This window comes from Streptomyces sp. NPDC031100, assembly GCF_055570785.1.
The window spans coordinates 46,328-68,308 of sequence record NZ_JBVIGN010000005.1 but is presented as its reverse complement, the minus strand read 5'-3'; the positions used below and the strand labels follow the sequence as shown (position 1 = coordinate 68,308).

20 protein-coding genes and 1 pseudogene are annotated in these 21,981 nt (G+C 73.1%); 10 read left to right on the top strand and 11 right to left on the bottom strand.

Annotation, left to right across the window (positions count from 1 at the left end):
• Window positions 1–194 precede the first annotated feature (194 nt).
• From ACZ5DS_RS16050 to fxsA, 4 genes are all read left to right on the top strand, one after another.
• Window positions 195–635 (top strand): Lrp/AsnC family transcriptional regulator, encoded by a 441-nt coding sequence (locus tag ACZ5DS_RS16050; protein ID WP_468238383.1) that lies wholly within the window; start codon window positions 195–197, stop codon window positions 633–635.
• A gap of 52 nt (window positions 636–687) precedes the next feature.
• Entirely contained in the window at window positions 688–2,298 is a 1,611-nt protein-coding gene (locus tag ACZ5DS_RS16045; protein WP_468238380.1) for an amidohydrolase, read from the top strand.
• A 533-nt stretch (window positions 2,299–2,831) separates the two neighbouring features.
• Window positions 2,832–3,626 carry a polyprenol monophosphomannose synthase gene (locus tag ACZ5DS_RS16040; protein ID WP_468238378.1) on the top strand — a complete coding sequence of 265 codons (795 nt, stop codon included), beginning with the start codon at window positions 2,832–2,834 and terminating at the stop codon, window positions 3,624–3,626.
• 77 nt (window positions 3,627–3,703) lie between these two features.
• Entirely contained in the window at window positions 3,704–4,258 is a 555-nt protein-coding gene (gene fxsA, locus ACZ5DS_RS16035; RefSeq protein WP_468238376.1) for an FxsA family membrane protein, read from the top strand.
• 91 nt (window positions 4,259–4,349) lie between these two features.
• On the opposite strand, the gene ACZ5DS_RS16030 is transcribed toward fxsA, so the two are convergent.
• From ACZ5DS_RS16030 to yczE, 4 genes are all read right to left on the bottom strand, one after another.
• Window positions 4,350–4,724, bottom strand: a complete 375-nt coding sequence (locus tag ACZ5DS_RS16030) for an RNA polymerase-binding protein RbpA (protein ID WP_003977404.1) — start codon at window positions 4,722–4,724, stop codon at window positions 4,350–4,352.
• 278 nt (window positions 4,725–5,002) lie between these two features.
• Entirely contained in the window at window positions 5,003–6,349 is a 1,347-nt protein-coding gene (locus tag ACZ5DS_RS16025) for an MFS transporter (RefSeq protein WP_468238373.1), read from the bottom strand.
• A 61-nt stretch (window positions 6,350–6,410) separates the two neighbouring features.
• The gene (locus ACZ5DS_RS16020) at window positions 6,411–7,178 is read right to left on the bottom strand and encodes a glycerophosphodiester phosphodiesterase (RefSeq protein ID WP_468238371.1); all 768 of its coding nucleotides are present in this window, start codon (window positions 7,176–7,178) and stop codon (window positions 6,411–6,413) included.
• Window positions 7,175–7,828, bottom strand: a complete 654-nt coding sequence (yczE, locus tag ACZ5DS_RS16015) for a membrane protein YczE (RefSeq protein ID WP_468238368.1) — start codon at window positions 7,826–7,828, stop codon at window positions 7,175–7,177. Before yczE ends, ACZ5DS_RS16020 begins: the two co-directional genes overlap by 4 nt.
• A 102-nt stretch (window positions 7,829–7,930) precedes the next feature.
• On the opposite strand from yczE, the gene ACZ5DS_RS16010 reads away from it, so the two are divergent.
• The gene (locus tag ACZ5DS_RS16010; protein ID WP_468238365.1) at window positions 7,931–9,439 is read left to right on the top strand and encodes an SCO1417 family PLP biosynthesis transcription factor; all 1,509 of its coding nucleotides are present in this window, start codon (window positions 7,931–7,933) and stop codon (window positions 9,437–9,439) included.
• Window positions 9,440–9,578: 139 nt separating this feature from the next.
• Here the strand turns inward: ACZ5DS_RS16010 and ACZ5DS_RS16005 are convergent, their stop codons facing one another.
• Entirely contained in the window at window positions 9,579–11,171 is a 1,593-nt protein-coding gene (locus ACZ5DS_RS16005; protein WP_468238363.1) for an ATP-binding cassette domain-containing protein, read from the bottom strand.
• A 40-nt stretch (window positions 11,172–11,211) separates the two neighbouring features.
• Window positions 11,212–11,406 (bottom strand): hypothetical protein, encoded by a 195-nt coding sequence (locus tag ACZ5DS_RS16000; protein ID WP_468238361.1) that lies wholly within the window; start codon window positions 11,404–11,406, stop codon window positions 11,212–11,214.
• Window positions 11,407–11,670: 264 nt separating this feature from the next.
• Here ACZ5DS_RS16000 and ACZ5DS_RS15995 point away from each other — a divergent pair, with 264 nt between their 5' ends.
• The 5 genes and pseudogenes from ACZ5DS_RS15995 to ACZ5DS_RS15975 form a co-directional block, all read left to right on the top strand.
• Window positions 11,671–12,063, top strand: a complete 393-nt coding sequence (locus ACZ5DS_RS15995; protein WP_468238359.1) for an ankyrin repeat domain-containing protein — start codon at window positions 11,671–11,673, stop codon at window positions 12,061–12,063.
• Window positions 12,064–12,363: 300 nt separating this feature from the next.
• A complete protein-coding gene (locus tag ACZ5DS_RS15990; RefSeq protein WP_468238357.1) occupies window positions 12,364–13,782 on the top strand; it encodes a HEAT repeat domain-containing protein in 1,419 nt (472 codons plus the stop codon).
• A gap of 196 nt (window positions 13,783–13,978) precedes the next feature.
• The gene (locus ACZ5DS_RS15985) at window positions 13,979–15,109 is read left to right on the top strand and encodes a glycosyltransferase family 4 protein (protein WP_468238354.1); all 1,131 of its coding nucleotides are present in this window, start codon (window positions 13,979–13,981) and stop codon (window positions 15,107–15,109) included.
• Window positions 15,106–16,287 carry a glycosyltransferase gene (locus ACZ5DS_RS15980; protein ID WP_468238352.1) on the top strand — a complete coding sequence of 394 codons (1,182 nt, stop codon included), beginning with the start codon at window positions 15,106–15,108 and terminating at the stop codon, window positions 16,285–16,287. Before ACZ5DS_RS15985 ends, ACZ5DS_RS15980 begins: the two co-directional genes overlap by 4 nt.
• Window positions 16,284–17,132, top strand: a pseudogene (locus ACZ5DS_RS15975) (SGNH/GDSL hydrolase family protein); the annotation flags it as partial. The gene ACZ5DS_RS15980 and the pseudogene ACZ5DS_RS15975, both read left to right, overlap by 4 nt.
• A 245-nt stretch (window positions 17,133–17,377) precedes the next feature.
• On the opposite strand, the gene ACZ5DS_RS15970 reads toward ACZ5DS_RS15975, so the two are convergent.
• The 5 genes from ACZ5DS_RS15970 to ACZ5DS_RS15950 form a co-directional block, all read right to left on the bottom strand.
• The gene (locus tag ACZ5DS_RS15970; protein ID WP_468238350.1) at window positions 17,378–18,247 is read right to left on the bottom strand and encodes a 5-oxoprolinase subunit C family protein; all 870 of its coding nucleotides are present in this window, start codon (window positions 18,245–18,247) and stop codon (window positions 17,378–17,380) included.
• 106 nt (window positions 18,248–18,353) lie between these two features.
• Complete coding sequence (locus ACZ5DS_RS15965; RefSeq protein ID WP_468238348.1) at window positions 18,354–18,971, bottom strand: 5-oxoprolinase subunit B family protein; 618 nt, start codon at window positions 18,969–18,971, stop codon at window positions 18,354–18,356.
• A complete protein-coding gene (locus tag ACZ5DS_RS15960; protein WP_468238346.1) occupies window positions 18,968–19,726 on the bottom strand; it encodes a LamB/YcsF family protein in 759 nt (252 codons plus the stop codon). Before ACZ5DS_RS15960 ends, ACZ5DS_RS15965 begins: the two co-directional genes overlap by 4 nt.
• Before the next feature lie 64 nt (window positions 19,727–19,790).
• Window positions 19,791–20,627, bottom strand: a complete 837-nt coding sequence (locus tag ACZ5DS_RS15955; RefSeq protein ID WP_468238344.1) for a putative hydro-lyase — start codon at window positions 20,625–20,627, stop codon at window positions 19,791–19,793.
• Window positions 20,627–21,946, bottom strand: coding sequence for an MFS transporter (locus tag ACZ5DS_RS15950; protein ID WP_468238341.1), 1,320 nt, complete (start codon window positions 21,944–21,946; stop codon window positions 20,627–20,629). The genes ACZ5DS_RS15955 and ACZ5DS_RS15950 overlap by 1 nt, the downstream gene beginning before the upstream one ends.
• Window positions 21,947–21,981: the final 35 nt, after the last annotated feature.

The window sequence follows — 21,981 nt, the reverse complement described above, 5'->3', positions numbered from 1 at the left end:
CCTCGACCACAGCAAGCACTTCCCGTCCGCTCTCGGCGGTAATCACGAGAACATCACAGAGCCCGTTCGAGCGCTGTGGCGTTCGTCACATGCCGTATGCAGGTGCCCAGGGCGGTCCTTTTTATGCCGAAGCAGGTGTGACCTGCGCTGCCGAGCTATCCGAGGAGATCAAGCGCACTGTAGGTTTTGGCGCCATGGAGGAGCTGGACCGTCAGATCGTGCAGCTGCTCGTCAAGGACGGGCGGATGAGCTACACAGACCTGGGCAAGGCCACGGGCCTGTCCACGTCGGCCGTGCACCAGCGGGTGCGCCGGCTCGAACAGCGTGGCGTCATCCGCGGCTACGCCGCGGTCGTCGACCCCGAGGCCGTCGGGCTGCCCATGACGGCGTTCATCTCGGTGAAACCCTTCGACCCCAGCGCCCCCGACGACATCTCGGACCGCCTCGCCGGTGTCCCCGAGATCGAGGCCTGCCACAGCGTCGCCGGCGACGAGAACTACATCCTCAAGGTGCGTGTGGCCACCCCGCACGAGCTGGAGGAACTGCTCGCCCGCGTGCGCAGCCTGGCCGGGGTCTCCACGCGCACCACCGTGGTGCTGTCGACCCCCTACGAGGCCCGCCCCCCGAAGATCTGAACGGGCCGCCCCGGTGCCCGGCGCACCCCGCGCACGCGAGAGACTGTCGGTCATGAGTGAGCAGTCCGCCGACCCCAAGACCGTCCTCCTGCGCCGGGGAGAGGTCCACAGCCCCGCCGACCCCTTCGCCACCGCGATGGTGGTGGAGCGCGGCCAGGTCGCCTGGGTCGGCTCCGAGGGCGCCGCCGACGCCTTCGCCGACGGTGTGGACGAGGTGATCGACCTCGACGGCGCCCTGGTCACCCCGGCCTTCACCGACGCCCATGTGCACACCACCGCCACGGGCCTCGCCCTGACCGGCCTGGACCTGTCCGACGCCCCGTCCCTGGACGCGGCCCTCGCACTGATCCGCGACTTCGCCGCCGCCCGCCCGGACGACCGGGTCCTGCTCGGCCACGGCTGGGACGCCGCGCGCTGGCCCGGCGGCCGTCCGCCGACGCGTGCGGAACTCGACGCGGCCACCGGCGGCCGCCCCCTGTACCTCTCCCGCATCGACGTCCACTCGGCGGTCGTCACCTCCGCGTTGCTCGACCTCGTGCCCGGTATCGGCCCGGTGGACGGCCCGCTGACCGCCGGTGACCACCACGCCGTACGCGAAGCCGCTCTCGCCGCCATCACCCCCGCGCAGCGTGCCGAGGCCCAGCGCACCGCCCTGGCCCATGCCGCCTCCCTCGGCATCGGCTCCGTCCACGAGTGCGGCGGCCCGCAGATCTCCTCCGAGGACGACTTCACGGACCTGCTGAGGCTCGCCGGCGAGGTGCCGGGGCCGCGCGTGATCGGCTACTGGGCCGAGCGGACCGACGAAGGCGTGGCGAAGGCCCGCGAACTGGGCGCCCACGGCGCCGCCGGCGACCTCTTCGTGGACGGCGCCCTCGGCTCGCACACCGCCTGCCTGCACCAGCCGTACACCGACGCCGGCCACACCGGCACCGCCTACCTGGACGCCGACGCGGTCGCCGCCCATGTCGCCGCCTGCACCGAGGCGGGGCTCCAGGCGGGCTTCCACGCCATCGGCGACGCCGCCGTGCACGCGGTCGTGGAAGGGGTGCGCGCCGCCGCCGAGAAGGTCGGCCTCGCCCGCGTCCGGGCCGCCCGGCACCGCGTCGAGCACGCCGAGATGCTCACCTCCGAGACCGTCGCCGGCTTCGCCGAACTGGGCCTGATCGCCTCCGTCCAGCCCGCCTTCGACGCGCTCTGGGGCGGGGAGGACGGCATGTACGCCCAGCGTCTCGGCGCCGAGCGGGCCCGTACCCTCAACCCGTTCGCCGCCCTGCTGCGGGCAGGCGTACCCCTCGCGTTCGGCTCCGACAGCCCGGTCACGCCGCTCGACCCCTGGGGCACGGTCCGCGCCGCTGCCTTCCACCAGACCCCCGAGCACCGGGTCTCCGTGCGGGCCGCCTTCACCGCGCACACGCGGGGCGGCTGGCGGGCGATCGGCCGCGACGACGCGGGCGTCCTGGTACCCGGCGCGCCCGCCGACTATGCCGTCTGGCGGACCGACGAACTGATCGTCCAGGCCCCCGACGACCGCGTGGCCCGCTGGTCGACGGACCCGCGCTCCGGCACCCCCGGTCTGCCCGACCTGACGCCGGGCCGTGACCTGCCGGTCTGCTTGCGGACCGTCGTGGGCGGACGGACGGTGTTCGTACGGCCGGGCGAGTGATCTCCCGGGGTGGCGCGGCGGTGATCGTTCCCGGCCGCTGCGTCGCCCCACCTGGGCATCCTCCGCGCTCCCCCCGGCCAGGAGGGCGTCTGTGCAGGTCAGGAGGCTGTTGACAGTCGACGGCCGGGGGCCGGTAGGTTCGGCCGAGTCCACCACCGGACGCCCGCCCGGGGAGTGCTCGCACTCGTCGCAGCGCCGCTGGGTCAGGGACGGTGTGCCGCACGGGGCACCGTCACTGGGAGCCAGGCTCAGCGCCCGCGCCGACGAGGGAACGTTCCAGCCGGTCGGCAAGGTGTGACCCGGGTGGGGCCCGGGCGCTCAGTAGACAACGGCTTGAGGTCGACCCGCAGCCAGCGGGTCCCAGGTCGGCCCGAAGGGCGCCGGGCCCCCATCCGCCGTGGGACGAAGATGCCGAAAAACCTGCTCTTACCCCACTCTTGTGGAATCGACACCGCCGTACGAACCGGCAAGTCGCGTCATCCCAGGCCGCGCCCACTATGGTGGACCTCTGCGTACGACATGAAGGGGCAGCAGTGAACGACGGCGACGGGACCCTCGCGGCAGGCGCCCAGGGGAGGCAGTTCGGCCCGCTCGGCACGGCCTTGGTGATCATCCCGACCTACAACGAGGCGGAGAACATCAAGACCATCGTCGGCCGGGTGCGCCGGGCCGTACCCGAGGCGCACGTCCTGGTGGCGGACGACAACAGCCCCGACGGCACGGGCAAGCTCGCCGACGAGCTGGCCGCCGAGGACGACCACGTCCAGGTGCTGCACCGCAAGGGCAAGGAGGGCCTGGGCGCCGCCTACCTCGCGGGCTTCCGCTGGGGTCTGGAGCACGGCTACGGCGTGCTGGTCGAGATGGACGCCGACGGCTCCCACCAGCCCGAGGAGCTGCCCCGGCTGCTCACCGCCCTCAAGGGCGCCGACCTGGTGCTCGGCTCGCGCTGGGTGCCCGGCGGCCGGGTCGTGAACTGGCCCAAGTCCCGCGAGTTCATCTCCCGCGGCGGCAGCCTCTACTCCCGCATCGCCCTCGACCTGCCGCTGCGCGACATCACCGGCGGCTACCGTGCCTTCCGTCGCGAGACCCTGGAGGGCCTGGGCCTGACCGAGGTCGCCTCGCAGGGCTACTGCTTCCAGGTCGACCTGGCCCGCCGTGCGGTCAAGGCCGGTTACCACGTGGTCGAGGTGCCCATCACCTTCGTGGAGCGCGAGCTCGGCGACTCCAAGATGAGCCGCGACATCCTGGTCGAGGCGCTGTGGCGGGTCACCGCCTGGGGCGTCGGCGACCGCGTCGGCAAGCTCACGGGGAAGGGCAAGCGGGGCTGAGGCCCGTCCGGCGGCTCCACAGCTGTGGCTGATCGTCCCTTATCCCGCACTGAGCTGCCTCCAGGCACACTGGGAGCATGACGACTGGCGCTCCCACTTCTCCGTCCACCGCCCGGCCCCAGCGCTCCCGGCTGCGCAGGTATCTGCCGCTGGGGATCGCCGTGTGGCTGGTGCTGGAGATCTGGCTGCTGATCCAGGTCGCCGGTGCGGCGGGCGGCCCCACCGTGTTCCTGCTCCTGGTGGCGGGCTTCGTCGTCGGATCCGTGGTGATCAAGCGGGCGGGCCGCCGGGCCTTCCAGAACCTCAACGAGGCGCTGCAGCGCGGCGGTTCGCCGACGAGCGGCGGCGGCAACGGTCTGATGATGCTCGGCGGTCTGCTGCTGATGATCCCGGGCCTGATCTCCGACGCGGCCGGCCTGCTCCTGCTGCTCCCGCCGGCCCAGAAGGCCGTGAGCCGGTTCGCGGAACGCACCCTCGACAGGAGCCTGCGCAAGGCTGCCCCGGGCAGTCTGGGCGACGCCTTTCAGCGGGCGCGCATCCACCGCCCCGACGGGAAGGTGGTCCAGGGCGAGGTGATCAGGCAGGACAGCAGCCGGGAGCCGGGGGAGCAGTGGCCGCCGTTGCCTCGGTGAGCCCGGCCCCCGGGAGGGGGCTCCGGACAGCACGAAACCGCGGGCGCCGTACGTTCACGTACGGCGCCCGCGGCTACTCGCGTGTCTCGCGTTACGCGCTCTTGCGGCTGTCGCGGGGGTGAACCGCGATGTTCATCGCCCCCGAGCGCAGAACCGCCAGGCGCTCCTCGAGGACCTCTTCGAGTTCCTCACGGGTACGCCGCTCCATCAACATGTCCCAATGGGTACGCGCGGGCTTGGCCTTCTTCTCTTCCGGGCCGTCGCCGTCGACAAGGAGTGCCTGAGCCCCGCAGACCTTGCACTCCCACTCCGGCGGGATCTCCGCCTCGACCGAGAAGGGCATCTCGAAACGGTGCCCCTTCTCGCATGCGTACTCCACGGCCTGGCGCGGAGCCAGGTCGATACCGCGGTCCGTCTCGTAGCTGGTCACTACGAGGCGCGTACCGCGAAGAGCTCGCTCACTCATGAATCGTGCCTCCCGGGCTTGTCGCCCACAGGACAGGTGTCGCTGTCGTCGTCATCCGGTCAACGTCCGGTCGGCGGTAAAGATTCCCGTTCCGTGTCCCGTTCCGGGTCATGCGTCGCCGTCGTAGCCGCCCCTTGTTCTACCCACAGGCGCCCGGTTTGTCACATCTGCTAGCAGATGTCACCCAGCGTTTCGGCATCTTTGACGCGCAGTAACGGTACGCCTGGCAGGCCAAACGCGTACACTACCGCCCTTTCGCGCTGAGTGCTAAATCGTTGCTAGATCCTCTCCGGAACCGGGTTGCCCGCCTCGCCGATCGCGCGCCGTACCGGGACCCGTGCGAGCAGGGCGAAGCCGATGACGAAGAAGGCCACCAGCGAGATGATCGCGGAGCGATAGCTCCCGGTCAGCTGGTAGGTCACGCCGAACAGCAGCGGCCCGAGCCAGCTCATCCCGCGGTCGCTCATCTCGTATGCGGAGAAGTACTCGGCCTCCTTGCCGGGCGGCACGAGGTGGGAGAACAGCGACCGGGACAGCGCCTGGCTGCCACCGAGGACCAGCCCGATCCCGGCGGCCAGCACGAAGAACCACACCGGGACCCCGGCGGGCAGGAAGTAGCCGGCCCCCAGGGTGACCGTCCAGGCCACCAGCGAACCGAGGATCGTGTGCTTCGCCCCGTAGGTCCGGGCCAGCCGCCCCATCGCGAGCGCGCCGGCCACGGCCAGCACCTGCACCAGCAGCACCGCCACGATCAGGGTCGACTGCCCGAGTCCCAGCTCCTCGGAGCCGTAGACCGAGGCCTGGGAGATCACCGTCTGGATGCCGTCGTTGTAGATGAGGTACGCCAGCAGGAAGGCGAGTGTCAGCGGATACCGGCGCATGTCCCGGACCGTCGCCGCGAGCTGCCGCAGCCCCGGGGCGGTGGCACGCTCCACGCGCGCGTGCCGGTCGCGTAGCCGGCGCAGCGGTACGAGCGTGAAGGCGCCCCACCACAGCCCGGCCGAGGCCAGGCAGATGCGGACCGCGGCCGTCTCGGTCAGACCGAAGGAGTCGTGCGCCGAGTACAGGACGAGGTTGGCCACGAGGACCAGGGAGCCCGCCGCGTAGCCGAAGGCCCAGCCCCGGGAGGAGACCGTGTCGCGCTCCTCGGGCGGGGCGATCTGCGGCAGGTAGGAGTTGTAGAGCATCATCCCCACGGACTGCGCCGCGTTGGCCACCACGAGCAGCACCCCGCCGAGCAGATAGCGGTCGCCGTCCAGGAAGAACAGGCCCGTGGTGGCGGCCGCCCCGGTGTACGCCGCCGCCGCGAGCAGCGGCTTCTTCCGGCCGGTGCGGTCCGCGGCCGCACCCACCAGGGGCATCAGCACGACGGCCACGATCACCGACAGGGAGACGGAGTAGGCGAAGAAGGAGCCCGCGCGGACCGGCACCCCCAGCGGGTGCACATAGCCGTCGGCGTCCGCGGCCTTCTCGGCGACCGCGGTGAGGTACGGGCCCAGGAAGACGGTCAGGACGGTCGTCGAATAGACCGAGCACGCCCAGTCGTAGAAGTACCAGCCGCGCTGCTCGCGCCGCAGTCCCGCGGCCTCCTCGGCCGTCTGTGTCCGCACGGTCTCGGTGTCCACCCGTGCCCTCGCTTCCCCGCTGAAGTGCTGTGCGAAGGCGTGGCCCGGGTGGCCCGGGCGGTCAGACCCAGACGCCGCGGTCCTCCATGACCTTGCGCAACGTGTCGATGTGATCGGTCATGATGCCATCGACTCCCAGGTCCAGGAGCCGGTGCATCCGCTCCGCTTCGTTGATCGTCCACACGTGCACCTGCAGCCCGCGCGCGTGGGCGGCGCGGACGAAGCGCTCGTCGACCACCGGGACGCCCGACTGGGCCTCGGGGACCTGCGCGGCGACCGCGGAACGGCGCACCGAGGCTGGCAGCCCCCAGGAGCGCAGCCGCAGGCTGAGCACCCCGCGGGTGCCGAACGAGGTGGCCAGGCGCGGCCCGGCCAGCCGCTGCGCCCGCAGCACCCGCGCCTCGGAGAAGGAGCCCACGCAGACCCGGTCCCAGGCGTCCGTGCGCTCGATCAGCTCCAGGAAGGGCCGCAGGGCCGTCTCCGCCTTGAGGTCCACGTTCCAGCGGACCCCGGGGAAGGTCTCCAGCAGCTCCTCGAAGAGCGGTACCGGTTCCTTCCCTCCCACGCGCGCGTGCCGGATGTCCTCCCACGGCAGGTCGGCGATGCGGCCCGCCCCGTCGGTCACCCGGTCCAGCGTGCTGTCGTGGAAGGCGACCAGCTTGCCGTCCAGCGTCGTGTGGACGTCGGTCTCGATGTACCGGTAGCCCATGTCGACCGCGCGCCGGAACTGCGCCACGGTGTTCTCCAGCCCTGCGGCCGCCCCGCCGCGGTGGGCGAAGGCGATGGGGCCGGGATGGTCGAGATAGGGGTGGCGTATTGCGGTGGTCACGGACGCAGTATCGCCCCATCGGGTGTCCGCGCGGCAACCACCGTGCTGCCGTGCGATGCCGCCGGGACGGCGAACATCCGCAGGAACAGCTGCGCCAGCGGCCCGATGGACACCGCGTACAGAAGCGTGCCGACACCTATGGTGCCGCCCAGGGCGAAGCCGGTGACCACCACCGTGACCTCGACCACCGTCCGCATCAGCCGGATCGAGCGGCCGGTGCGCCGGTGCAGTCCCGTCATCAGCCCGTCGCGCGGGCCCGGTCCGAAACGCGCCGCGATGTACAGGCCGGTCGCCACGCCGTTCAGCACGATGCCGGCCACCAGCAGCGGGACCCGTACGGCGAGGCTGTGCACGTCCGGTAGCAGGGCGAGGGTGCCGTCCATGGCCAGACCGACGACGAAGACGTTGGAGACCGTGCCGAGGCCGGGCCGCTGGCGCAACGGGATCCACAGGAGCAGCACCATCGCCCCCACGACGATCGACACCACGCCGATGGTCATCCCGGTGAGTTCCGCCAGCCCCTGGTGGAGCACGTTCCAGGGCTCCAGGCCGAGACCCGCTGCCACGAGAAGCGCGGAACTCGCGCCGTAGAGCGCGAGTCCTGCGTACAGCTGGAACAGACGTCGTCCGAGACGGCTGGGAGTGGACACGACATACCCCCCTGGGTGGTGGCGGTGGCCTGATGCATGACACTCTGTGGCTCGGGATGAATTCCCATCCATGGCCAATTCGGGGAAGGTGGACTGATCGTCATGGCGCAGTGGACCTCAGCGGTCGGGGCCGCGCAGCTCGCCCGGCAGCTCAACTCCCAGCAGGACCGCCCGGCCGGCCCCGGCACGCGCCGTCCGCCCGCCTACCGTGCCCTCGCCGACGGCATCCGGCTCCTGGTGCTCGAAGGGCGCGTCCCCGTGGCCGCCCGGCTCCCCGCCGAACGCGAACTGGCCCTGGCCCTCTCCGTCAGCCGTACGACGGTGGCGGCCGCCTACGAGGCACTGCGCAGCGAGGGATTCCTGGAATCCCGGCGCGGTGCCGGCAGCTGGACCGCCGTACCGGCGGGCAACCCACTGCCCGCACGCGGCCTGGAGCCCCTGCCCCCGGAGGCCCTCGGCTCGCTGATCGACCTGGGCTGCGCCTCGCTGCCGGCCCCGGAGCCGTGGCTCACCCGTGCCGTGCAGGGAGCGCTGGAGGAGCTGCCGCCGTACGCCCACACGCACGGCGACTACCCGGCCGGGCTGCCGGCCCTGCGCTCGATGATCGCGGAGCGCTACACCGCGCGCGGGATCTCCACCATGCCCGAGCAGATCATGGTGACGACCGGGGCGATGGGCGCCATCGACGCGATCTGCCACCTCTTCGCGGGCCGCGGCGAGCGCATCGCCGTCGAGTCGCCGTCCTACGCCAACATCCTCCAGCTGATGCGGGAGGCGGGCGCACGCCTCGTGCCGGTCGCCATGGCCCAGGGGCTGACCGGCTGGGACATGGACCGCTGGCGCCAGGTCCTGCGCGAGGCGGCGCCCCGGCTCGCCTATGTCGTCGCCGACTTCCACAATCCGACCGGCGCGCTCGCCGACGAGGACCAGCGGCGCCGGCTGGTGGACGCGGCCCGCTCGGCCGGGACCGTCCTCGTGGCCGACGAGACGATGACCGAGCTGTGGCTCGACGAGGAGTTCGAGCACGGCGGGATGCCGCGTCCGGTGTGCAGCTTCGACCCGGCCGGCTCGACCGTCATCACGGTCGGCTCGGCCAGCAAGGCGTTCTGGGCCGGCATGCGGATCGGCTGGGTGCGCGCCGCCCCGGACGTGATCCGCAGCCTGGTCTCCGCGCGCGCGTATGCCGACCTCGGCACGCCTGTGCTGGAACAGCTGGCCGTGAACTGGCTGTTCAGCACGGGCGGCTGGGAACAGGCCGTCGAGCTGCGGCGGGCCCAGGCACGTGAGAACCGGGACGCCCTGGTGGCCGCGGTACGCCGCGAGCTGCCCGGCTGGGAGTTCGAGATCCCCCGGGGCGGCCTGACCCTCTGGGTCCGCGCGGGCGGCCTCTCGGGATCGAGGCTGGCCGAGGCGGGGGAGCGGGTCGGAGTCCGGGTCCCCTCGGGCCCCCGGTTCGGCGTCGACGGCGCCTTCGAGGGCTACGTCCGCCTCCCGTTCACGGTCGGCGGAGCAGTGGCGGACGAGGCGGCATCACGCCTGGCCGCGGCGGCCCGCCTGGTGGAGACGGGGGCGACGGGGGGTACGGAGGCGCCTCGCACGTTTGTGGCGTAGGCGCGGGGTCGCTTCGCTGCGTGTTCGGCTGCGGGTGCGTGGGGGCTGGTCGCGCGGTTCCCCGTGCGCCTTCAAGGGGAGGCACCCCGCCGACGCGGGCGAGCGACCCCACCCCCGCCCGGCGACAGTGCCGCGCCGCCTATGAAGTCTCGGCAGCCAGAGCCTCGGCAGCCGGCGGTTCCGCCCCGGTCGGCGTGGCCTCCACGGGAGTCGTCCGCGGCGGCAGCAGCCCCAGCACCGCCTGCCGATCGGCATCGCTGGTCGCATCGTCGTAAGGGTCCGGAGTGGACGGCACCTGAAGCCGATGCACCGCCCCCGACCCCAGCCGCGCATACCCCCGCCCCGGCGGCACGTGCACCAGCGGCGTCGTGTGCGGCCGCGCCCCCAGCACCGCCTCCACCTGCTCTGGCGCCGCAGCCCCCAGCACGACCCGCGCGCGCGTGTGCAGCCGTACCGCGTCGTTCAACGCCTCCGCGCTCTCGAACTGCTCGGCCACGACCACGGTCACGTTCGCCGCGCGTCCGTGCCGCAGTGGCATCTGGAGCATCACCTGCGGGTCCCTGCGGCCGTCCGCGGCGCAAAGGTGGGTGAAGACGGTCGGCCGGTCCAGCAGGATCCACAGCGGGCGCCGGGCGTCCTCGGGCGGCGGGTCGCCCGCCTGCCGTGCCCGGTTGACGGCGATCAGCCGCCGCTCGGTCTCCTGCGCGGCCCACTCCAGACTGGCCAGCGCCCCGGCCGCCGCGCACTCCACGGCCAGCACACCGTCCCGCCCGATCAGGCACGCGTACTCGCCGGTGCCGCCGCCGTCGACGATCAGTACGTCGCCGTACTGGAGCGCCTGCAGGGCGATCGAGCGCAGCAGGGTCGACGTGCCGCTGCCGGGGTGCCCCATGGCCAGCAGGTGCGGCTCGGTCGAGCGGATGCCGGTGCGCCAGACGACCGGCGGAACGTCGTGCTGTTCCTCTCCGTAGGAGAGGGGAAGCGTGCGCTGGACCTCGCTCGGGTCGGTGAAGCCGAGCACCGTCTCGCCCGGCGTGGTGACGAAGCGCTGGGCGGCGATGTCGGTGGGCAGCGGGGCGAGAGCGGTCACCGTCAACCGGTTGCCCTCCTCGTCCCACACGAAGTGGTACTCGCGGCCCCGCCCGGCCTTCGTGGTGAGCAACTGCTCGATCCGCGCGCGGGCCGCGGGTTCGCCGTCCGGGAAGTAGGCGGGGTAGCGGATCACGAGGTGACCGACGCGCCCGCCGTCGTCGAACTCGTGGGTCTCGAACGCCTTCTCCCACTCCCCGCCGTGCGCGTACAGCGGCGCCGGGTCCTCGGCGGTGGAGAAGTACGGCACGAGCGCCTCGTAGAAGGACCGGAGCCGCTCGGTCTGCGACTCGTCCGGCCCCTCGGGTGCCGGTGGGGTGCGGTCGCGGCCCTGCCAGGCCGCCGCCGCCATCAGGCCGATGGCGGCGAGCAGTGGCCCGTAGGGCATCAGTGACACGACCAGGACCACGGAGGCCGCCAGGAACAGCAGCGGCCCGCGCTTGTCCTTGGGGGTCTCGGCCCACTTGCGCCGCCCGGCCGAGGCCAGTCGGCGCAGCCCGCGCGAGATGGTGATCAGCGGGTGGAGGACGTCGGTGGCGCTGTCGGCCGCCGTGCGGGCCAGCTCCCGGCTCCGGGCGATCTGCATCCGGGCGATCTGTGCGCTGTCCTTGCTCAGAATGCGGGGGAGAGGGCGCCGGGCCACTGCTGTCTCCTGATGGTGCGTACGGGCGGGTGGTGGGGCGTCAGAACTTGATGCCGCCGAGGAGGCTCGCCAGGCTCTCGCCGCCGGCCTTGATGGAGGGGGCGATGGCCGTGCTCGACAGGTAGAAGCCGAACAGGGCCGAGACGGCGGCGTGCGTGCCCTTGAGTCCGTCCTTGCGGAAGAAGAGAAAGACGATGATGCCGAGCAGGAGCACGCCTGACAGGGAGAGGATCATTTGAGGCCTCCTGGTGTCGAGAGGGGACAGTCACCATGAGTACTTCCAGGATCACAGGATGTGTCTATACGATAAAAGGTGCAACTGGGTGAAATTCAGGCTGTTTCCCCCAGCCGGCGGAGCGTTCATAGGCCGGTTGAACAGGGCACTTGCACCGGGCGAGGTCTGCAGTGATCTTTACCTCGGGCACAACGGGTCATGTGAGGCGCGAGCCAGTACCCTTGCGATTCACCTGAACGGTTGTAATGAGAGGCGGTCCGGCCGATGAGTGAAGCCCCCGACCCCGAGGTCGTGGAGCTGGCGACCAAGATCTTCGATCTGGCCCGGCAGGGGCGGACCGAGGAGCTCGTGGCGTACGTCGACGCGGGCGTTCCGGCCAACCTCACCAACGACCGCGGCGACTCGCTCGTGATGCTCGCCGCCTACCACGGTCACGCCGACGCGGTACGCGCTCTGCTCGCCCGTGGCGCGGACGCGGACCGGATCAACGACCGAGGCCAGACCCCGATCGCGGGAGCCGTCTTCAAGGGTGAGACGGAAGTGATCAAGGCCCTCATCGAGGGCGGCGCCGATCCCGCCGCGGGCACTCCCTCGGCCGTGGACACGGCACGCATGTTCGGCAAGACGGAACTCCTGGAAATGTTCGGCGCACACTGATGCATACGTCCTGACCAGGAACGACACAGACAACGGGGGAGGCGGTACAGGGCCGCCGGAAATACGGTCGCGGCAGCAGACACCGCGGGTCATCATGACGACGTGATTCACGGACGCGATGGCTGGGCAGATGTTGCCGCACCGCGCGGACCGTGATGCGGTCCGCATGGGCCACCGACGAGAGGCAGAGAGAAATGGTCTACAGCAAGCAAGAGACGGCGGGCGCTCCGACGTTGTGTCACGCGGCCAGGTAGTGCGTGTTTCCCGGTTGCGTCGACGCTTGATGTGAGGCTGTTTCCCATGTTCGATCCGGTCATAGCGCCCAGCGGTACGCTGCTCGGCCTGCTCCAGCGGGGCCGCGGCGACGGCACGCTGCACGCGCTCACCGCCCCGCGCGCGGAAGCGCTCGCGGCCCTGAACCACTGCGTGCTCCGCGACCCCCGCCACGACTGGCAGGTGGAGAACCGCTCGCTCTACTACGCCCGGCTCTACCTCGACCTGAACGGCGAGCTGGACGCCATCGAGGCGCACCTCTTCGACGCCGAGGACGTCCTCGACTCCGACGAGTCCCGCACCGGCCTCGCCCTGGCCGTTCTCGGGCACCTCGCCTCCTACGGCAGGCGCGACGCGCTCGCACTGCTGCGCAGGTACGCCGCCCACGGTTCCAACTGGGCCTGGGCCCTGGACGAGCTGGCCCTCAGGGACGACGACGCGGGCCTGCGCGCCCTCGCCGCCCCCGTCCTGGCCCGCTTCGCCACCGACCCCGAGGGCGAGGCCGAGCTGGCCGCCGCCGTGCGCGACGCCTTCGAGCCGAGGCCCTGGCGGCTGTGGGCCGAGGATCCGCGCGAATCGATCGCCACGCGCGTGCGTGCCGCCCAGGAGACCGGCTGTTTCGACCGCTGGCAGCGCCAGATGCGGCCCACCGGGCCCCGCCCCGGGTGGAGCGTGCGAGCCGTCTTCGAGTGGGCCCAGCAGGGCGTCGAGCGCGGCGCCGCCCTCCATGTGCCGGCCGCCCGCTGCCTGGTCGCCGTGGCCGGACCCGAGGACCGGCCGGAGATCCTCCAGGCCGCACGGAACGGCTTCGAGGGCGCCCGCTGCACGGCACTGCGCTACCTCGCCGACAGCAACGACCCCGACGCCCTCGATCTGATCGAGGCCGCCGTCGCCGACGGACCGGCACTCGTCGTGGAGGCCGCCGTCGACGCCTTCGAACGGATGCGCAGCATCGCCGCCGTCGACCGCGCGCGCGGCTGGGCCCAGCGCCCCGACGTCCTCGGCGCCGCCGCCGGACGCATGCTGGCTTGCCGGGGCGGAGCCCAGGACCGCGAACTCGTCCTCGGCGCCCTGCGCGAGGCCGTACGCGGCGAAGGCCCCGACGCGCCGACCCTGTGGACCCTGGTCGACGGCACCGGACGCCTCGGCATCGCCTGCGCGGCCCCCGTCCTGCGCCACATCTACCGGGAGACGGCCTCCTCCCACCTGCGCGGCCGCGCCGCCCGCGCCCTGGCCGCCACCGACCCCTCCTTCGCCACCGGCTTCGCCGTCGAATGCCTGTGGGACTGCGAGGAGACCACCCGCGAACTCGCCGCCCGGCACGCCGAGACCGGTGACGCCCGGGTCGTCGAAAGGCTCCGCCGCCTCGCCGCCGATCCGGCCGAGGAGGCCGAGGTGCAGACCGCGGTCCGCAGCCGGTTCGGACCGGACACCCAGGCCATCTGACCCCACCGGGCACCGTCGTACGCACACCCGACGGGCGGAAGACCGCCCGTCGGGTGAACATCGGGTGACTCACAGGTCAGGCGGGCATGGCGGCCGACTGACCTGCTCGGGTGTGCAGCCCAACGCTCATGGGACGTTCCCCGGCCGGAAAGATCGACGTTGACGAGGCCACGTCCTGCGCGGCGACAACACCCGTATGCGTGTCGTCATAGTGACCGAATCCTTTCCCCCCGATGTGAACGGCGTAGCCCACTGCGCGCTCCAGACCGCCCGGCACCTCGTGGATCGCGGTCACCACCCGCTCGTCGTCGCGCCGGCCACCGCGCCCGGCACCAAGGCCGACGCCCTCGAGGCGCCGTGCCCCGTTGTCCGTATCCCCTCCCTCCCGCTCCCCGGCTACCCCCAGGTGCGCGTCGCGCTCCCCAGCCGGCGCCTCGCCGCGGCGCTCACCGAGCACCGCGCCGACGTCGTTCACCTGGCAAGTCCCTTCGTTCTCGGTGTCCGCGGCATGGCGGCCGCAGCCCGGCTCGGCATCCCCGCCGTCGCCGTCTACCAGACCGATCTGGCCGGATACGCCCGTACCTACATGGGCGCCGGCGAGGCCGCCGCCTGGCGCCGGATCCGCTCCGTGCACTCCGCCGCCGACCGCACCCTGGCCCCGTCCAGCGCCGCCATGCACGACCTGGAGGCGCACGGCGTACCGCGGGTACGGCTGTGGCCGCGCGGCGTGGACACCGTACGTTTTCGGCCGGAGCACCGTGACGAGGCGATGCGCCGCGAACTGGCCCCGAACGGCGAGCTGATCGTCGGCTACGTCGGCCGGCTCGCCCCCGAGAAGCAGGTCGAACTCCTCGCCGGAGTCTGCGGCCTGGAGGGCGTGCGGGTGGTGGTGGTCGGCGACGGCCCCAGCCAGCCCCACCTCGCCGAGGCCCTGCCCGGCGCGGTCTTCCTCGGCCGCCGCACCGGCGACGAACTCGGCCGGATCTTCGCCTCGCTGGACCTGTTCGTGCACACCGGCCCCTTCGAGACGTTCTGCCAGACCGTCCAGGAGGCCATGGCCAGCGGGGTGCCGGTGATCGCGCCCGCCGCCGGCGGCCCGCTCGACCTGGTCGCCCACGGCCGCACGGGACTGCTCGTACCGCCGCGCGACGAGAACGCCGTGACGGAGGCCGTACGCACCCTGATCGCCGATCCGAACCAGCTGGCGGAGTACGGCGCCGCCGGGCGGGCCATGGTCGAGGGGCGCACCTGGGCCGCCGTCGGCGACCGGCTGATCGCGCACTACGAGGACGTGCTCGCCGCACGGAGGACGGCGGTGGCGGCATGACCGGCGCATCCCTGCGCATCGTCCGGCTCGCCAACTTCGTCACCCCGGCCTCCGGCGGCCTGCGCACGGCCCTGCACGAACTGGGCAAGGGCTTCCGGGCAGCGGGCCACGAGCCGGTGCTGATCGTCCCGGGCGAGCGGTACAGCGACCGCGACACGGAGCAGGGCCGGGTCATCACCCTGCCCGGACCGGTCCTGCCCGGCACCGGCGGCTACCGCGTCCTGACCGACAAGCGACGCGTGGCCGCCCTCCTGGAGGACCTCGCCCCGCACCGCCTGGAGGTCTCCGACCGCACCACCCTGCGGTGGACCGGCCGCTGGGCCCGCCGCGCGCGCGTGCCCGCCGTGATGGTCTCCCACGAGACCGCCGACGGCGTGCTGCGCACCTGGGGCATGTCCGAGAACCTCGCCCGCCGGACCGCCGACAGCCTCAACACCCGTACCGCGCACGTCTACTCGCGGGTCGTGTGCACGACGGAGTTCGCCGAGCGCGAGTTCGTACGCATCGGCGCGCGCAACGTCGTACGCGCCCCCCTCGGCGTCGACCTGATGGCGCGCCACCCCGCACTGCGCGACCCGGGGCTGCGCGCCGTTCACGCGCGCGCGGACGAGGCGCTGCTCGTGATGTGCTCCCGGCTGTCCGTGGAGAAGCGGCCCGGCACGGCTCTGGACGCCCTGGAGGCGCTGCTGCGGCGCGGTCGGCGGGCGGTGCTCGTGGTGGCCGGGGACGGCCCGCTGCGGGCGCGACTGGAACAGCGTGCGCGGGAGCGCGGGCTGCCGGTCACCTTCCTGGGGTACGTCTCCGACCGGGCCGTGCTCGGTGCGCTCCAGGCGTCCGCCGACGTCTGCCTGGCACCCGGGCCCGCCGAGACCTTCGGTCTGGCCGCGCTGGAAGCCCTGGCGTGCGGGACGCCCGTGGTGGCGAGCGCTTCGTCGGCGCTGCCCGAGGTGATCGGGTCCGCGGGGGCGGCCGCGGCCGACCGCGCCGACGCCTTCGCGGACGCCGTGGAGCGGCTCCTGTCACGCTCCGAGCCCGAGCGCCGGGAGGCCGCACGCGCGCGTGCCGAGTGCTTCGGGTGGGGAACGTCGGTGGAGGCGTTCCTGGCGGCGCACGACGCGCCCGTGCTGAGGCGTGCGGACGCCCCGGCGCGGCCCGCCGCCCGGGAGGGCGTGGCATGAGAACGGTCCGCTTCGTGGCGCTCGGGGACTCGCTGACCGAAGGCGTGGGCGACCGCGCAGGGGACGTCTGGAGGGGCTGGGCGGCGCTGCTGGCCGGCGGCCTCGCCGGGGACACCGGGGGCGTGGAGTTCACCAACCTCGCGGTGAGCGGGGCCCAGACGCGGGACGTACTGGAGCGGCAGACTCCGGCCGGTCTCGCGCTCGCCCCCGACCTGGTGGCCGTGGTCATCGGTGTCAACGACACCCTGCGCGCCACCTTCGACATCCACGCGGTCGCCGCCCGGCTCGACCAGGTGTACGCGGCCTTCACCAGCCAGGGGGCGACCCTGCTCACCGCCTGTCTGCCCGACCCCGGCGCGATGCTGCGGCTCCCGGCCGCCCTGGCCCGCCCGTTGGCCCGCCGGCAGCGGGCGGTCAACGCGGTCGTCCACGCGCTGTCCGACCGGTACGGGGCCGTCCACCTGCACGCCTCGGAGGGCGAGTGGCTCACCGACCGCGCGCTGTGGAGCGCGGACCGGCTGCACCCGGGCGAGCGCGGTCACCGGCAGCTGGCCGTCCGTTTCCACGCCCTGCTCGCGCAGGCGGGCATGGGCTTGGGTACGGCGCCGTCCCCCGAACCCGAGTTCCCCGCCCCGACTCGGTCGGCGAGCCTGTTGTGGCTGGCCACCGCGGGCACCGCCTGGGTGGTCCGGCGGTGCAAGGACCTGCTGCCGCAACTGCTGAGCCTGGCCGCCGACGAGATGCGGCACCGCGCGCGGGGCACCAGCGCCCGCCTCGACGTGCGCGCCACGGCCGCGGTGTCCGCGGCACTGGCCGCCTTGCCGGTGGCGGAGCGGTCGCAGGACACTCCGGCTTTGGCTGCCTTGCCGGTGGCGGAGAGGTCGCCGGAGGCCCCGGTTTTGGCGGCCTTGCCGGTGGCGGAGCGGTCGCCGGACGCCTCGGTTTTGGCGGCCTTGCCGGTGGCGGAGCGGTCGCCGGACGCCTCGGTTTTGGCGGCCTTGCCGGTGGCGGAGCGGTCGCCGGACGCCCCGGCTTTGGCCGCCCTGCCCGTGGCGGAGCGGTCGCAGGCCACCCCTGACGACGCCGAGGCTCAGCGGCGCCGTACGGCCACGAACCTGACCGTGGTGCCCGGCCCCGCCTGCGCGGCGGCAGGAAGGTCGGCGGAGCCGACCACGGCGATCACCGGGTAGCCCCCGGTGGTCGGGTGGTCGGCCAGGAAGACCACCGGCCGGCCGTCCGGCGGGACCTGCACCGCGCCGAGCACCATGCCCTCGCTGGGAAGTTCGCCGATCCGGGCCCGCTCCAGGGCGGGCCCCTCCGTGCGCAGGCCGATCCGGTTGCTCGCCGAGGACACCCGGTACGCGCGCGTGGTGAGATCCCGGACCGCGCGCGCCGTGAACCAGTCCTCGCGCGGGCCCGGCGTCACCCGGAGCACGAGTTCGGCCGGCGGACCCGGCTGCGGAACGCCGTCCACGCGCGCGGGAGGGCCGGCCGGGGTGCCGAGCGGCAGCACCATGCCGTCCGCGAGCGGCGGCGGGCCGAGGCCGGACAGCAGGTCCGTGGCGCGGCTGCCGAGGACCGGCTCCACGGCGATGCCGCCCGACACGGCCACATAGGTGCGTACGCCGGCCACGGCCGCCCCCACATCCAGCAGTGCGCCGGCGGGTACGACGACCGGGGCGCCCCAGGCCGCCGGGCGGCCGCCCACCGTGACCGGGCAGGGCGCGCCCCCGACCACCGCGGTCACCGTCGAGCGGGGGCGCAGGGCACAGCCGTTGAGGGTGGTCTCCAGGACGGCCGCGTCCGGCGGATTGCCGGCCAGCCGGTTGACCAGGGCCGCCGCGCGCGGGTCGAGCGCCCCGGAGCGGGGCACGCCGAGATGCGCGTACCCGGGCCGCCCACGGTCCTGCACGGTGGTCAGCGCCCCGGCGCGTACGACGACGAGCGCGCGGTCGGTCATGTGTCCACTCTTTGCACGAGGCGTACGAGGTGCACGAGACGGAGGTGCACGAGACGTTCGAGCTCTCTTCGTTCGAGGCGTACGAGGCGCACGCTCGTGTGGGTTGTCATGAATCCCTCACCGGCATGAAGCGCACGCGCGTGCCCGGTGAGAGCAACGCAGCCGGTACGCGCGCGTGGTCCCACAGCACCGCCTCCGTCGTACCGATCAGCTGCCAGCCGCCCGGCGAGGAGCGCGGGTACACGCCGGTGTACGGCCCAGCCAAGGCCACGGCGCCTGCCGGTACCGCCGTGCGCGGGGTGGCCCGGCGCGGGACGTCGTAGCGGGCGGGCAGCCCGGTGAGGTAGCCGAAGCCGGGCGCGAACCCGCAGAACGCCACGGTGAATTCGGTGCCCGAGTGGATCCGGGCCGCCTCACGCTCGGACACCTTCCAGTGGGCGGCGACCTCGGCGAGGTCCGGGCCGTCGTAGCGCACGGGCAGCTCGACCAGCTCACGCGCGCGCGGAGGAGCGGGAGGTACTGCGGAGGAGGTCAGTTCGGAAGCCCAACGGACCGGGTCGGCCAGGCCGTCGAGCAGGACCGTCCGGGCTGCAGGGACGATCTCGCGGACGGCCAGCGAACCCTCCGCGCGGCGGCGCAGCAGCTCCGCGTGCAGGGCCTGCGCCTCGGCGCCCGAGGCGACCTCCACCAACAGGGCGTCGTCGCCGACGGGAAGTGCCCTCATGCGAAGGCCTCCACCCGTACGCCCGCCGTCACCAGCCGCTCGCGCACCCGGCGGGCCAGCTCCACCGCGCCGGGCGTGTCGCCGTGCAGACACAGCGAGCGGGCGCGCACCTGGATGTGCGCGCCGGAGTGCGCGACGACGGCTCCCGAACGCGCGAGACTCACCGAGCGCTCCACGACGGCGTCCGGATCGGTCACCACGGCACCCTCCCGGTCGCGCGGCACCAGCGTGCCCTCGTCGCTGTAGGCACGGTCGGCGAACGCCTCCGTGACGGCCGGCAGGCCCGCCTTCGCGGCCAGCGCCAGCACCCGCGAGCCGGGCAGGCCCAGCACCGGCAGCGAACCGTCGGCCAGGAGCACCCCGTCGACCACCGCCGCGGCCTGCTCCTCGTCGTGCACGACCCGGTTGTAGAGCGCGCCGTGCGGCTTCACGTACGCCACGCGCGCGCCCGCCGCCTTGGCGAACACCTCCAGGGCACCGATCTGGTAGGCCACTTCGGCCGCCAGCTCGGCGGGCGGCACGTCCATCGCGCGCCGCCCGAAACCGGCGAGGTCCCGGTAGGAGACCTGCGCGCCGATCGTCACCCCGCGCTCGGCGGCCAGTTCGCACACCCGGCGCATGGTGGCCGCGTCCCCGGCGTGGAACCCGCAGGCCACGTTGGCGCTGGTGACGACCGACAGCAGCTGCTCGTCGTCGGTCAGCCGCCAGCGGCCGAAGCCCTCGCCGAGGTCGGCGTTCAGATCGATCGCGGTCATGGTCCTGCGTGTCTCCGGTCCTCGTGTCGTGTGTGCTGTTCACCGGTGTCGGTGTTCGCCGGTGTCAGTCGACGCCGACCACGCGGTACTGCTCGTCGCGGGCGTCGGTCAGGAACATCTGGCCCGGTGCGTGGGTGAGGGCGAACGGCGGCCGGGAAGCCATCACCGCCGCCTGCGGCGTCACCCCGCACGCCCAGAACACCGGGATGTCGTCGGCATCGGCGTCCACCGGATCCCCGAAGTCGGGCCGGCCGAGGTCCTCGATGCCGAGGGCCGAGGGATCGCCGCAGTGCACAGGGCCGCCGTGCACGGCGGGCAGCAGGCTGCTCTCCCGGATCGCGGCGCGCAGGTGGTCCGGCGGCACCGGACGCATGGACACCACCATCGGGCCGCGCAGCCGGCCCGCCGGGCGGCACTGCCTGCCGGTCACGTACATCGGCACGTTGCGGCCCTGCTCGACGTGCCGGATCGGGACGCCCGCCCCGGCCAGCGCCCACTCGAAGGTGAAGCTGCACCCGAGCAGGAACGACACCAGGTCGTCCCGCCAGTGCGCGCGCACGTCCGTCGGTTCCTCGACCAGCTCGCCGTCCTGCCAGACCCGGTAGCGCGGCAGGTCGGTGCGCAGGTCGGCGCCCTCCGCGAGGACGGTGGTGACGGAACCCGCGTCCGTGACGTCCAGCACCGGACAGGGCTTCGGATTGCGCTGGCAGAACAGCAGCATGTCGTACGCCCAGTCGGCCGGCACCGCGATCAGGTTGGCCTGTGTGTGGCCCGCCGCGACACCCGCCGTGTGGCCCGCCAGGCCCTCCCGGAAGCGGGCCCGTGCGGCATCCGGGCGCCACGCGTGCGCGTGCTCGTCGACGAGGGTCACGGGCCGGTCCTCGGTACGGTTCACCCGCATCACGCCAGCTCCTTCCCGCGCGTCTCCGGCAGCCCGAGCAGCGCCAGTGCCGCGAGGGCGTAGCCGATCGCACCGAAGACCAGCGCACCGCCCACGCCCCAGCTGTCGGCCAGGAAGCCCACCAGGGTCGGGAACACCGCACCGACCGCGCGGCCCGCGTTGTACGTGAAGCCCTGCCCGGTGCCGCGCACCGCCGTCGGGTACAGCTCGCTCAGGTACGAGCCGAAGCCGCTGAAGATCGCCGACATGCAGAAGCCGAGCGGGAAACCGAGCACCAGCAGCAGGGTGTTGGCGCCGTGCGGGATGTTCGCGTACGCAAGGATGCACCCAGCCGAGAGCACGGCGAACAGCCAGATGTTGCGGCGTCGGCCGAGCCGGTCGGTGAGATAGCCGCCGGTCAGATAGCCGAGGAAGGCGCCCGAGATCAGGAAGGTCAGATAGCCGCCGGTGCCGACGACGGACAGTCCGCGCTCGGTCTTCAGGTACGTCGGCACCCAGGTCGCCAGCGTGTAGTAACCGCCCTGCACGCCCGTGGAGAGCAGGCCCGCGAAGACCGTCGTGCGCAGCAGGCCGGGCTCGCCGCCCGTACCCGGCCGGAAGATCGCCGTGAACGAGCCGCGCTGCGGGCTCTGTTCGCGGGCCGCCGTCGCCCCGGGCGCGTCGTGAACCCGGCGGCGCAGCCACACCACCAGCAGCGCGGGCAGCGCCCCGGTCCAGAACATGATCCGCCAGGCCAGGCCGTCGCCCGCGAAGGAGAAGACCAGCGTGTAGACGATCGCGGCCAGCGCCCAGCCGACCGCCCAGGAACTCTGGATCGCGCCGAGCGTACGGCCCCGGTGCTTCGCGCTCGCGTATTCGGCGACCAGGATCGCCCCGACCGCCCACTCGCCGCCGAAGCCGAGGCCCTGGAGGGCGCGGAAGACCAGCAGGGTCTCGTAGTCGGGTGCGAAACCGCAGGCCACGGTGAAGACGGCGTACGTGATCACGGTGATCATCAGAGCCCGGACCCGGCCCACGCGGTCCGCGATCACACCGGCCGCGGCACCGCCGATCGCGGAGACCACCAGCGTGACGGTGGTGAACAGGCCGGTCTGGCCACTGTCCAGGCCGAAGGACGCCGCGAGCGCCACCATGCTGAGCGGCAGCGTGAAGTAGTCGTAGGAATCCAGGGCATATCCACCGAAAGCGCCGGCGAATGCGCGCCGGCCACGCGGGCCGAGGGCGTGCAGCCAGCCGAACGCGCCGTCCTCGGCGGCGCGTTCACCGTGTGCCGGTGGTAGGTCCGAAGTCACGGACCGGGGCGGAGGGGTCGTGCTCATGGGCACCTCGCAGACAGGGGACGGAGGGTGCGGGA